This window comes from Calothrix sp. CBUCES-K 9914 (assembly GCF_059640475.1).
The window spans coordinates 1-12,541 of the sequence record NZ_JBXXZH010000258.1; the positions used below are offsets into that span (position 1 = coordinate 1).

Annotated in this window: 10 protein-coding genes and 1 pseudogene; 6 read left to right on the forward strand and 5 right to left on the reverse strand. The window is 39.2% G+C overall.

What is annotated here, in order from left to right; all coding sequences use genetic code 11:
- Window positions 1–690 (reverse strand): annotated as a pseudogene (locus AC2JBO_RS36420) (hypothetical protein); the annotation flags it as partial.
- Window positions 691–2,699: 2,009 nt separating this feature from the next.
- Between AC2JBO_RS36420 and AC2JBO_RS36425 the strand changes: the two are divergent.
- The 3 genes from AC2JBO_RS36425 to AC2JBO_RS36435 all read left to right on the forward strand — a co-directional run bounded on the left by AC2JBO_RS36425 (window position 2,700) and on the right by AC2JBO_RS36435 (window position 6,109).
- Complete coding sequence (locus AC2JBO_RS36425; RefSeq protein ID WP_496958513.1) at window positions 2,700–4,154, forward strand: glycoside hydrolase 100 family protein; 1,455 nt, start codon at window positions 2,700–2,702, stop codon at window positions 4,152–4,154.
- A 137-nt stretch (window positions 4,155–4,291) separates the two neighbouring features.
- Entirely contained in the window at window positions 4,292–5,626 is a 1,335-nt protein-coding gene (locus AC2JBO_RS36430; protein WP_496958514.1) for a 16S rRNA (cytosine(967)-C(5))-methyltransferase, read from the forward strand.
- Between the two features lie 63 nt (window positions 5,627–5,689).
- Window positions 5,690–6,109 carry a tellurite resistance TerB family protein gene (locus tag AC2JBO_RS36435; protein WP_496958515.1) on the forward strand — a complete coding sequence of 140 codons (420 nt, stop codon included), beginning with the start codon at window positions 5,690–5,692 and terminating at the stop codon, window positions 6,107–6,109.
- Here the strand turns inward: AC2JBO_RS36435 and AC2JBO_RS36440 are convergent.
- The 3 genes from AC2JBO_RS36440 to AC2JBO_RS36450 all read right to left on the reverse strand — a co-directional run bounded on the left by AC2JBO_RS36440 (window position 6,060) and on the right by AC2JBO_RS36450 (window position 9,465).
- Window positions 6,060–6,257, reverse strand: coding sequence for a hypothetical protein (locus AC2JBO_RS36440; RefSeq protein WP_496958516.1), 198 nt, complete (start codon window positions 6,255–6,257; stop codon window positions 6,060–6,062). The two genes, AC2JBO_RS36435 and AC2JBO_RS36440, sit on opposite strands and share 50 nt — an antisense overlap.
- Window positions 6,258–6,275: 18 nt before the next feature.
- The gene (gene psb35, locus AC2JBO_RS36445; protein ID WP_496958517.1) at window positions 6,276–6,506 is read right to left on the reverse strand and encodes a photosystem II assembly protein Psb35; all 231 of its coding nucleotides are present in this window, start codon (window positions 6,504–6,506) and stop codon (window positions 6,276–6,278) included.
- Between the two features lie 367 nt (window positions 6,507–6,873).
- Entirely contained in the window at window positions 6,874–9,465 is a 2,592-nt protein-coding gene (locus AC2JBO_RS36450; protein WP_496958518.1) for a transglycosylase domain-containing protein, read from the reverse strand.
- Window positions 9,466–9,680: 215 nt separating this feature from the next.
- Between AC2JBO_RS36450 and folK the strand changes: the two genes are divergently transcribed.
- Together folK and AC2JBO_RS36460 are read left to right on the forward strand one after the other, a co-directional pair.
- Window positions 9,681–10,163, forward strand: a complete 483-nt coding sequence (gene folK / locus AC2JBO_RS36455) for a 2-amino-4-hydroxy-6-hydroxymethyldihydropteridine diphosphokinase (RefSeq protein ID WP_496958519.1) — start codon at window positions 9,681–9,683, stop codon at window positions 10,161–10,163.
- A gap of 61 nt (window positions 10,164–10,224) precedes the next feature.
- Window positions 10,225–10,770, forward strand: a complete 546-nt coding sequence (locus AC2JBO_RS36460; protein ID WP_496958522.1) for an NUDIX hydrolase — start codon at window positions 10,225–10,227, stop codon at window positions 10,768–10,770.
- A 26-nt stretch (window positions 10,771–10,796) separates the two neighbouring features.
- Here the strand turns inward: AC2JBO_RS36460 and AC2JBO_RS36465 are convergent, their stop codons facing one another.
- Window positions 10,797–11,672, reverse strand: coding sequence for a shikimate dehydrogenase (locus tag AC2JBO_RS36465; protein WP_496958520.1), 876 nt, complete (start codon window positions 11,670–11,672; stop codon window positions 10,797–10,799).
- Between the two features lie 591 nt (window positions 11,673–12,263).
- Between AC2JBO_RS36465 and AC2JBO_RS36470 the strand changes: the two genes are divergently transcribed.
- Window positions 12,264–12,422, forward strand: coding sequence for a hypothetical protein (locus AC2JBO_RS36470; RefSeq protein WP_496958521.1), 159 nt, complete (start codon window positions 12,264–12,266; stop codon window positions 12,420–12,422).
- Window positions 12,423–12,541 lie beyond the last annotated feature (119 nt).

Here is a 12,541-nt window from a genome sequence, read left to right on the forward strand (position 1 = left end):
GATAGACGGCGCCGCTGGTAGCATTTCTTCAACCAAGCGATACTCAGCAGAGTCGATAGCATGGTTTGCACTTGCTGCACAAACTCTTTGCCAAGGTATCGCGACTTGCTCTTCAACAAACTTCAAATAAGGAGCAAGCAATATTCTTTCGCTTTCAGATAGCTTTTTAGCGATTAACTTATTGGTAAAGTTTAACTGTGTAGTCATAAATCCTAAAGCACGCCAGTCTTTTGATGCGATGTGCTGTTCTTGAAAAACTAGCAGTATCGGTTCAAGAGCGTATGCCAAGTCGGATATTGCAGGCACTCCTAAAGAGTTTAGCCCTTGTTCAGTCGGCACTTCGTCTCTTTGAGGACATTGTTTTTGGTAGACTTCGATTAGCTTCTTATATACACGAAAAGCAAATTGTGTAATCCGACGCGCTTCACTCAAATCCAAAACATTCGGAATATAAGCGTAGAGCGTCTTCGTCTGTATCCACCCCATCTGGCAATTAACGTTCAATATATTGTCTTTTAACTTTTTTGCTGTTAACGCACGACCTTGTGACGAGGCATTTGCGAGTAGTCTACTCTCCAATGATAGGTTTTCTTGGGAAGCCACAGATTTTTCAAGTGTGTAACGTTGTGCCCAGAGGTCGAGCAAACGTTCAACTGATGGAGACTTCACAACTTGAGCCGTTTTTAACATAGATTTTTCACGCTCGTCAGTGCTTTACACTAGTTGCATTTAAGGGCTTTGAATAAATGTATCGTAAATGTTATATAAGCTATGGTAAGTTATATCACTAGTTAATGATTATTAATTTTTATCGATGATTTATAGATTTTTGATGAATGTTTTATTAGGCACTACGCACATCAAGTTGAGAAACTAAAAAATCATTTACCCTTCTTGTTTAACCTTCTTGGATTTGCATTATATCACATTTTACGTGGAAACACTGAGAAAAATTCTGTTTTTTAATTAAGCTTTAGTTTACATAATCTTAAACAGTAAGCAGACCTTGCCTTAATTATTGATGTGCTAACATTTGAATGAAAACTAGTAATTTTTACCTAAGTACTTTGTAAGTAGCGATTAATGTTTAGCATTTCGGCATCTTGACGGATGCTTGTATTTTGAAGTAGCTTAAAAATAGAAGTAGAGGCTGTTTAAAGCACGAGCGCATTAATTCTGAATCTAGTCAAAGATTATTGCAAATTTTCAGTACAGCTATTCTGTGTCAAAAATACAACAAAAAGATTAGCTCAGGCGCCAACACGAGCGATGATTTACACTAGCTTCAAAATTAAACCAAATTATTTACCGATTCTTACTAAGTAACTGTATATTTATTTCGGCTAATATATATACAAGGGTGCTATGATTACAGAGTAAGTAAAAAAAGAAACTCCTTGCTTCGCTATAACTATAGTATTTATCTCATGTTGTATCATGCGTTAATTTTGTATAACTATTGACAGATATTTTACTTGTTTAAGTAAAAATAATAGTATTAATCAAATTCAATAATAAATAAGCAATTGTTCTGCAAACCATTAGTAAAACTGAGGTAGGCAGAACTAAGCTTTATTTGATTACATCACACAACAGTATTTATACAAAAGTTTATTAATACTAAAACAGTTAGTACATAAGAAGCAAAATTACATTTGTATTCATGATTATTATTCCTGATCGAAATTGCAATATTATAGTACAAATTATTGGATGATATTAAATTAACCTTTAAGCTAAGTAATCAAAGAACTTTTATACACTTATTCTCTAGATTATGCAGTATTTTCCAAACCAAATTCCAGACGAAATATTACCACGCTTACCTTCACACTATTATATTTGGCTAAATTCGGCAACTTTATAGTTGTGGCTAAATATTTGTTGCGAAAAAGACAGAAAGGATATAAAATGTATTTTTTGATACTAACATCTTGTAACAACAAAGTTAATGCCGTTAGTAAATTTCTGAAATAAGCATTTACCTTCTCATTTTGTAGGATGAGAATAACTCGATTTGTAAACTTTTATTTAATGTAAAAAAGATCACCGCCGTGAAACTCATTTATTATGATTTGATTTATAAGTTATCGCTGTATTGGAGCTTTAGTCTATGTTCTGAAGTTTGGTATCAATGTTTAAATTATTACTAATAAAGATTTAAACTGGTTAATTATATTGCTTAAGCATACGTGTGATACGTTAATTCTGAAAATAATGTTGCATATTGTGAAAAAAAGTTATAAATTATGATTAAAATGTATTCAAATAAATATGTCTAGTCATTATCGCCCAGTTTGTCGAATCTAGTAAGACTACTTAAGTTTGAACTACCTAGATAAATACAACTTATGTATTAGTTTGTGAAATAAAATTTCTAGGTATAGTTCGTAGGTTATTAAATGTTTTGAAAAAGGCTTGGTGCGTTGTCAGAATTTTATCTGTAACAGTTCGAGCAATAACTACATTTTCAAGTAGAGATTTGAGTTGACGATTGTTGATTCAGATAGCACTGAAATAATGAACGTTGATTATATCACGGTCATAATATGTGTCATTGAGCCGATACGAATTAAGTGTTGATAGTATTCGCTTTCTTTGAAAAACATGATATTAAATCATGATTGTTAAAATAAAGATAGCGAATAGAAAAGGTGTTTCTACTGTAAGAAATAAAATGAAAAAGGAGCTTATAAGCGATGCAACTTGAGGACATGATAACAACAGTAAAAGGCAACGATATCGACAGTGAAGCTTGGTCTGCGTTAGAAAAATCTATTGTTTATTATCAAGGGCACCCAATAGGAACAGTGGCAGCGTTTGATGATTCCACAGAAGCTCTAAATTATGACCAAGTGTTTGTACGCGATTTTGTGTCATCTGCTCTGATATTCTTAATGAAGGGTAGAACTGATATTGTCCGTAACTTCTTGGAAGAAACTTTAAAGTTGCAACCTAAAGAAAGAGAACTTGATGCTTATAAACCCGCGCGCGGATTGATGCCTGCTAGTTTCAAAGTCGTTTCAATTGATGGTACTGAATACCTTGATGCCGACTTTGGAGAACATGCTATCGCACGAGTAACACCTGTTGACTCCTGTTTATGGTGGATTATTTTGTTGCGTGCGTATGTGGTGGCAACTAAAGATTATTGTTTTGCTTATCAGCCTGAATTCCAAAATGGAATCAAGTTAATTGTAGAATTATGTTTGGCGAACCGTTTTGATATGTATCCAACCCTGTTGGTTCCAGATGGCGCCTGCATGATAGACCGTCGGATGGGAATTTATGGACATCCCCTAGAAATTCAAGCTTTATTTTATGCCTCGCTGCGAGCGGCGCGCGAGTTACTAGTGTGTGAATACAACGAAAATATTGTAGCTGCCATCGATAACCGCTTACCCTTATTATGCGCTCATATTCGTCAGCATTACTGGATTGATATCAACCGTCTCAACGCTATTTACCGTTTCAAGGGTGAAGAATATGGCAAAGCAGCAGTAAACCTATTCAATATATATACTGATTCGCTTCCATATTATGAATTAGACAAGTGGCTACCCATGAACGGTGGTTATCTAGCAGGTAACGTTGGACCATCCCAACTTGATACACGCTTCTTCTCACTTGGTAACTTGATGGCTATTATTTCCGAGTTAGCAACCGAGGAGCAATCACAAGCGATTATGAATTTGGTAGACCAACGCTGGGATAATTTAGTTGGCGACATGCCGATGAAAATTTGTTTCCCTGCTTTAGAAGGTGAAGAGTACCGAATAGTTACTGGATGTGACCCGAAAAATATTCCTTGGTCATATCACAACGCTGGCAGTTGGCCTGTTTTATTATGGATGTTAGCTGCTGGTGCCGTCAAAACTAATCGACTTGACCTTGCAAAAAAAGCCATTGCCATTGCTGCCTCACGTTTAAAGAATGATGAGTGGGTTGAGTATTATGATGGTAAGAAGGGACGATTGATTGGTAAGCAAGCTCGTAAGTACCAAACTTGGACTATTGCTGGCTTCTTACTTGCCAAAGAACTAGTCGAAAATCCTCAACACTTACCGCTCGTCAGTTTTGAAGAACTACCTCAAGAACTTGTATCACGCGCGTGCGAATTTGAAATTGGTAGCGTTGATACTGCACGCTATTAGAATTTTGGATTTTGGATTTTCCCTTCGGGACATGAATGGATTTTGGATTTTTGTAGAGACGCGATTAATCGCGTCTCTACGTCAATATCAATTTATACGTCATTATATATAAATAATGACAATTAGATTTTTAATTAATGTCTTCAGCCCGTCAAATTGCTTTTATTGCTTTACGTGATGTACACAACGGCGCCTTTGTTGATGTTGCTGTTGACCGTGCGTTAAAAAAGTTTAATCCAAAATCGAATTTATCTGATAGTGACCGACGGCTTGTTACTGAGCTAGTTTATGGAAGTGTTCGGCGCCTGCGAACTCTAGACTATTTAATTGACCAGCTAGGCAAGAAAAAAGCGTACCAACAACCAAAAGACCTTCGTACCATTTTACATCTAGGTTTGTACCAGTTATTGTACCAAGATAGAGTACCACCTTCTGCCGCAGTTAACACTACTGTAGAGCTAGCGAAAGAAAATGGTATTGCTAAACTCGCAGGAGTAGTAAATGCGATGTTGCGTCAGTACATACGGTTAGAGGAAGAGGAAGGGTTAAAGGGTGAGGGGTTAGGAGTTTTATATAGTTTCCCCGACTGGATAATTGAAGTGTGGGAAAAACAGTTTGGTTCCGATGAGACTGAAAAGTTATGCCAATGGATGAACCAAACACCGACAATTGATTTACGAGTAAATTTGCTGCGTGCTTCGGTGACAGAAGTTGAGCAAGCGTTTCAAAACGTTGGTGTTCAATATGAGCGACTAACTTATTTACCCCAAGCTTTACGTTTAGTTGGTAGTAGCGGCGCCATTCAAAATTTACCTGGTTATTATCAAGGTTGGTGGACTGTACAAGATAGCAGCGCACAACTTGTGAGTTATTTACTGGAACCACAACCAGGAGAAATAATAATTGATGCTTGTGCGGCGCCAGGTGGTAAAACAACTCATATAGCCGAACTGATGCAAGATAAAGGTAAAATATGGGCTTGTGACCGTACTGCTTCGCGACTGCGTAAACTTGAGGAAAATGCCCAGCGCTTACAGTTAAAGTGTATAGAAATATGTACTGGGGACAGTCGGAGTTTTTCACAGTTCATTAATACTGCCGACCGCGTTTTACTTGATGCACCTTGTTCTGGGTTGGGTACTTTGCATCGTCATGCAGATGCACGATGGCGCCAAACTCCTGAAACCGTGGAAGAATTATCTATACTTCAACGCGAATTATTATTAAACACAGCAAAATATGTGAAACCAGGTGGTATATTAGTCTATGCTACTTGTACATTACATCCACTTGAAAACGAAACTGTAGTGGAGTCGTTTTTAACTGCCAACCCTAACTGGAAAATTGAGGCACCGATGAAATTCATAGTACATAAGTTCTTGACTCCACAGGGCTGGTTAAAAGTATTGCCGCATCAACATAATATGGATGGGTTCTTCATGGTGCGTTTAAGAAAATCGGATGATTCGTAAGTTACGCTTCGTTGTGTTGCTAGTATTTCCATGAAGGCAAAATACACTGAAACGAGGTTGCATATGAACGATGCGAGTGTGAAAACGCATGTGAAAATACTGGTTGGAGCAGCATGGATTGATGGTATAATCCAGCCTGAAGAGCGGAGATATTTACGTCAAATCGCACAAGCAAAGGGTTTAGAAAATGACCCAGAAATCAAACCTTACCTGTACGAATTATTAGCAGTAAAGCCAAACGAGTTTTATAAATGGGTACATGAGTACTTAGGAGAACACCCGACTCACGAGGACTGTCAAAATTTAATCGAGTCAATTAGCGGATTAATATATAGTGACGGTGAAGTTGGTACAGAAGAAGCAAAACTACTGGGTAAACTGCTGAAATTATCTCAAAAGAACGATTCAAACAAACCCGTAGCAGATGCTGTTCTCAAACACATTCAAAAACTTTACCGTCGATGGATTGAAATACAGAATTAGTTAAAAGTGCTGAGTGCTGAGTGCTGAGTGCTGAGTGCTGAGTGCTGAGTGCTGAGTGCTGAGTATTGAGTATTGAGTATTGAGTATTGAGTATTGAGTATTGAGTATTGAGTATTGAGTATTGAGTAACTATTAACTCATAACTCATAACTCATAACTCATAATATTACTCGGCTTTTGGTTCTCCAAGTCCGGGAGTTTCGTCTTTTTCAACTTTGGGTACTACACTTGGGCGTTCTTTGTCTTCCCAACCTACAGGACGCTTTGAGTTATACCATGCAACTGAGCCAATTGTTACAGCTGCAATAAATCCAATTACATAAACTGCAATTGAGGCTGTAGGAAAACTAGGTGCCTGAGATACGGCACCTGCTGCTGCTTCCATGAAAAAGTACATAAGTGTTTTTTCCTTTTATATATTGCTTTACTTATGACCGTATAAAAATTATGCTTTGACTACATCTCTCAGTGGGGAGAATAGAGACAAGTACTATAGAAAGATATTTACATTTCTTGAGAAAGACCAGTATTAATAATTTCACCGTGGCACAGGCATCCTTGCCTGTGCAGTAAATTGGCACCTAGTGCTTTTATGAATTTTAATGGTATATCTTTTACCACAGAGTCCACGGAGAAAAGAGTTAATGACACAGACTAGTAGTGGTCTGTGTCATTAATTCTGGTGTGTTATAGCATATCTGTCCCAGATGTGCGTCCGGTCAGGCGAGACGCCGTGAGCCGACCAAATTTAATGACATGAACGACTAGCCATCACCACCGGATGGTCGTAAACGTTCACGCCATGAGGGTGTACTTGGTGCTGAGTCGGAGCGACCAGAGGAACCAGAAGAACCAGAGGAACCAGAGGAACTTCTTGAGCGTGAAGGAGTGTAACTGTTGCCACTCGAAGAATCACGACTTCGACGTGACGAAGACGAAGACGATGGGTCAGAATCACTTGTGCGGTTTCGTCGGCGCCTTGGACGAGAATCAGAGGACGAATCAGAGCGATTGTTATTACTATAATTACTAGTACTTTGGGAGCTATCATCACTTTGACTGCGCCGTCTGCGACGACTTGATGTATTATTGTCGTCTTGCTGTGTGCTTTGATACGAGCGTTGGCGCCTTCTCGAAGACCGTTCGTTGTTATCGTTATCGTTATTGTTATTATCCGAGGTAAATTGTTGAGAACGTCGTCTTCTAGACTGTCTCGAAGAATCATCACCCGAACTATCATCACCCCTTCTATCTTTGTCGTCAAATGCACGGTTAACTATTCGTCGTGCTTTGATTGGTTCAGCTTTGATAGTACCTTTACGGTCGTCAAGTTTAGGACGTTTTGGGAACTGCTCGATAGGCATCCCCTTTACCGCTTCCTCCATAAACTCGTGCCAAGTGTAAGCGGCTGAAGCACTACTTCCATAAGTAACATTGTTATTATCGTTACCCAACCAGACACCTGTAACAACTTGTGGTATGAAGCCAATAAACCACAAATCACGAGCTTCGTCTGTTGTTCCGGTTTTACCTGCAACTGGGCGGTTATCTAGTTGTGCTGGTTGACCTGTGCCAGATGTTACAACATTGCGTAACATCCAAGTTGTAATATTTGCGCTATCCGAGTCAAGCGCGCGAACAGGAGTGAAGTTTGCTTTCCAAATTTCTTCTCCCCGACGGTTAACGATACGGGTAATACCATGAACTTCGTTGTGAACACCTTCAGTAGCAAAACTACCGTAAGCACTCGTTAACTCAAGCAAATTAACTTCCGATGAACCGAGCGCCAAAGAGTACATTGGTTTCAGTTCAGATTTAATTCCCATTTTATGGGCAAGTTCGATGGTAGGGTTAAAGCCTACTTTCATCAAAATTCGTACTGCGACAATATTAATTGACTTGGTAAGCGCCGTTACCATATCCAGCGAACCTCGAAAACCCTTGTCAAAGTTCTTTGGTTCGTAACCGTCTACTACTAACGGACTATCTTGAAAATTTTCATAAGGACTCATCCCTGTAGCAATTGCAGTTGCGTAAACAAATCCTTTGAAAGTCGAACCAGGTTGTCGCTGTGCTTGAGTGACACGGTTAAATTGGTACTTACCAAAATCTTTACCCCCCACCATTGCTTTTATTTCCCCGGTGCGAGGGTCAATTGATACTAGCGCTGCTTGCTTAAAATTTTCCCAGCGTCCTTGGTTTCGTAAGGTTTTCGCTACTGCTTTATCTGCTGCTGCTTGCCAAGTGGGGTTAAGAGTTGTTTCTACTGTCAACCCACCCGCTTCGATGACTTCAGGAGAAACATACTTAGGCAGTTCCTTTTGAACAAAACTCGTAAAATACGGTGCTTGAACTTCTAAGCGTTTGGGTACGCTAGATTTTATAGTTAGTGGTTCATTTACTGCTTGTTCTCTTTGGTTCGCAGTAATTACACCATCTTCAAGCATTCGCTGCAATACTAAATTGCGCCGCTGTTTTGCCGCTTCTGGGTTTCGGTCGGGAGCGTATACACTGGGTGCAGGTGCCAACCCAGCGATGGTGGCCATTTCTGCCAAAGTTAATTCGCTAACTGGCTTACTAAAATATACCCAGGAAGCATCCGCAACACCATAGGCACCAGAACCAAGATAAACAAGATTTAAATATCGTTCTAAAATCTTGTCTTTGCTAAGTTCTTTCTCCATTTTTTGTGCTAGACGAACTTCCCTAACCTTACGCAAAATAGTTTTCTCTTGCTTAAGGAAAAGAATACGCGCTAACTGCTGCGTAATTGTGCTACCACCTTCAACGACGTTTTGCGAGCGCAAATTATTGACCATCGCGCGCGCAATACCTTGAGCATCAACACCGTCATGTTTTTCAAAGCGTCGGTCTTCAGAAGCAATAAAAGCTTTTCTGAGTTTTTCGGGAATATCACTCAAAGCTAGCTGTTCGCGCGTTGCAGGCCCAGACTGCTGTAAAATTGTTCCATCAGCCGCTTTTATCGTCAGCGTTTGCTCACGAGCTAAACTATTTAGTTCTGAGGTTGAAGGTAACTTTCGGTCGATACTAGAAATTGTGTTGGCAACTGTAATGGTGCCACCACCTAAAACTAAGAAAACCAAAAGCCAGTAGCGACGATACAGCGGTTTGGGATGACCAGGAAGTTTCGAGATGATCGCAGATGATACACTCCCGACTTTATTAAGCAACTGCTTGCCTATCCTTTGTTTTTTCGGTTCCTCTTCTGCGCTCGTCAACTCATCCGTCGATTCCTCGTTTTCAACCTGAATATCGCCCGATGGCGGTTCCAAATTGTTTGTATGCGTATCACTTAAGTTCGTTTTATCTTTGAACCAAGAGGTAAACTTAACCACGTCAGTTCCCCATACCAAGCAGTTGCAAGTTAATTAATAATCAAAACTTTGAATCGAAGCACTTTGTTTGTGTTAGTATAACATCCTATCGGAGCCTAAATATATATACTGTTATTTAACACCAACATTTGGTTTTCTCCAACACAATGAGCGTAAAATTAAACACATCATTTTTACTAATTATTGAAATAGAGCAATAAGCGAGAAAAGGTAGTTTGTCTAATAATACAGCGATTGCTTTAGGAAGCAATATTGGTGACAGTTACACAATTTTATCAGGAGCGATTGACGCACTAGCGCAAACGCCAGGAATCAGGGTGCTTACAAAATCGAGTTGGTATCGCACTAAAGCAGTCGGTCCACCACAACCTGATTATTTGAACGGTTGCGCTCTATTGCAAGTGGAAATGATACCAGAAATATTATTGGAAATAGTTTTACAAATTGAAAACAATTTTGGGCGGACACGGAGTGAGCGTTGGGGCGCGCGAACATTGGACTTAGATATATTATTATATTCAGACCAAATTATCGAAACACCGAAATTAGAAATTCCTCACCCTCGGATGCGAGAGCGTGCTTTTGTGCTAGTACCACTGGCAGAAATTGCACCAGATTGGATAGAACCAGTTTCTGGTCGAACGATTAAACAGCTTGTTAAAGATGTAAACTGTTCTGGTATACGCCAAGCTTTATAATACGTCATATTGTGCTTATTTCTAGGTGCATCTGTATATTTTGAAACAATCTGAACCAATTATGGCATTAGGTAGAGAATTACCACAACTGCTAAGACAGCGTTTGTTTTATAAGGGACGGAAGTTTGATTTTGAGGTTAATCGTTTACGTTTGCCGAATAAATCTGAAGGTGAGTGGGAATGTATTCGTCACCCTGGAGGCGCCTTGGCAGTACCTGTAACTTCGGACGGTAAATTTGTACTGGTGCGACAGTATCGTTTTGCAGTTAGCAGTAGAATAATCGAGTTTCCTGCTGGTACTGTAGAAGTAAATGAAGACCCATTGGATACCGTTAAACGAGAAATCGAAGAAGAAACAGGTTATCGTGCGGGCAAATGGGAGAAGCTCGGAGAATTTTTTCTTGCTCCTGGTTATTCTGATGAAATTATTTATGCATTTTTGGCGACTGATTTAAAAAAGCTAGAAACACCGCCAGCACAAGATGAAGATGAGGATATTGAGACGCTGGTATGGAGTGCTGCTGAGTTAGAGAAGGCTATTTATGATGGTGAGCCTATTGATGCTAAATCGATTTCTAGCTTTCTCCTAGCGCGAAAATTTTTGTAGCATAGGCATCCTGCCTGTGCTGTGTTTTACCACAGGGACGCAGAGAAAATAGAGAAGACAGCTTCACGCATGACATCAACGGGGATGTCATCGCGTTCTAGCCAAATTTTTAAAGCTGCGGCGCCTTGTTGGACGAGCATTTCGAGACCGTTAATGGTTATAGCTTCTGCTTGTTGGGCAAGTTTTAGAAATTTGGTTGGGTTAGGATTATAAGTTAAATCGTATGCGATGGCGCCTTTTTGTAACTGCTGCATTTCTTCGTTGGTTAAAGGCGCCTCATCAACATGAGGGTACATACCAATTGGAGTTGTGTTTACGAGTAAATCGGCTTGCGGGATATATTTTGGAAGACTATCCCAGTGGTGTATGTGTAAATGCGAACTAAATGATGAATTTTCCCAACTTTCGTGAAAAGCTACTAATTTATTCATATTACGCCCAATTACATGAATCTGGGCACAACCAAGCTCAAGACACCCTGCAACAACCGCACGTGCTGCTCCTCCATTACCTAAAATTACCGCTATGGTTTGACGCCAATCACGTTTATGTATAGATTGCAGTGGAGAAATAAAACCTTCTACGTCAGTGTTCGTACCAATCCACTTATTATCTTTACGAACCACTGTATTAACTGCACCAACAGTTTGAGCAAGGTTTGACACTTGGGACATTAAAGGAATAATTGCTTGTTTGTGGGGGATTGTAACGCTAAAACCCACTACTCCAATTGCTGCAAACCCTTCTAAAGCAACTTGTAAATTATGCGATGCGATTGGAAACGGAAGATAAACGTAGTCAATACCCATCTGCGCGATAGCAGCATTATGCATCCGGGGCGATAGTGAATGCTCTACGGGATATCCGATTACACCTAAAAGCTTGGTAGTTCCTGTAATCAATGTTTGTAGCCTACTAACAAAAATATAACGACTGTTATGTGCATAAGGTTAGAACTCTACAACCTATTGTATAACTAAGGGCACGCAATCCACCAATCGTAAATTTATGTAATTTGTCTAATTAGTTATATAGGTGCCTTTGTTAACATGGATAAAATAATCTCCTTGCTTACAACAATTATCAAGATTATGGTGTGGGACTTCTTGCGGCTGAAGTTGAAGTTTACAAAATATCAAGGATTGGAGTAATGCTTTACACTGTTCAACCAGGCGATACTTTGCTAAAAATAGCGGAGAAGTTTTACGGTAATCGTGTTTTTTGGCAATTGATCATAGATGCGAATCCAGATGTAATTGTACTAATGCCAGGAATAAGAATGTTGATTCCTTTGCAATGCCATTGCGACTAAGATTCATACTTATTGTCTCCCTTCTCTGTATTCTCTGTGGCAGGGATGGTAAATGTTTATACCAAAACAAATATGTAAAAATATGCAAATATTGTAATCTTAGTGTTATATTTAAGACGAACTGGAGAACTTGCTTTTCAACAATTGCGAAGTTTCCAGTTTCTTTATGATTTATTTTTTCATGAATAATATTCAGCCCTCGAATATAACTACATCAAATCAAGAAAAACCCGATGAGTGGGCTTTTTTTAACATGTCACTCGATTTGTGTTGCATCATTGGGCAAGAAGGATATTTTAAAAAAGTCAATCCCGCTTGGGAGCAACTTTATCTTAATTAAGGAATAAAATAACAACTCTTAGCTTATTAACAAGGAATAAAATAAAAATTCTTAGCCCCCCTTATTAAGCAGGGCTGATTCGTTCCCTAAAAATCTTGAAAAATCAAGGGTTTCGCGCA

Bases quoted from the DNA above. Each gene is read 5' to 3' on its own strand.
- AC2JBO_RS36440 (WP_496958516.1), bottom strand. From the start codon at position 6,257: ATGAGTTATGAGTTAATAGTTACTCAATACTCAATACTCAATACTCAA.
- AC2JBO_RS36425 (WP_496958513.1), top strand. From the start codon at position 2,700: ATGCAACTTGAGGACATGATAACAACAGTAAAAGGCAACGATATCGAC.
- AC2JBO_RS36470 (WP_496958521.1), top strand. From the start codon at position 12,264: ATGAATAATATTCAGCCCTCGAATATAACTACATCAAATCAAGAAAAA.
- AC2JBO_RS36460 (WP_496958522.1), top strand. From the start codon at position 10,225: ATGGCATTAGGTAGAGAATTACCACAACTGCTAAGACAGCGTTTGTTT.
- AC2JBO_RS36430 (WP_496958514.1), top strand. From the start codon at position 4,292: ATGTCTTCAGCCCGTCAAATTGCTTTTATTGCTTTACGTGATGTACAC.
- psb35 (WP_496958517.1), bottom strand. From the start codon at position 6,506: ATGTACTTTTTCATGGAAGCAGCAGCAGGTGCCGTATCTCAGGCACCT.
- AC2JBO_RS36435 (WP_496958515.1), top strand. From the start codon at position 5,690: ATGAACGATGCGAGTGTGAAAACGCATGTGAAAATACTGGTTGGAGCA.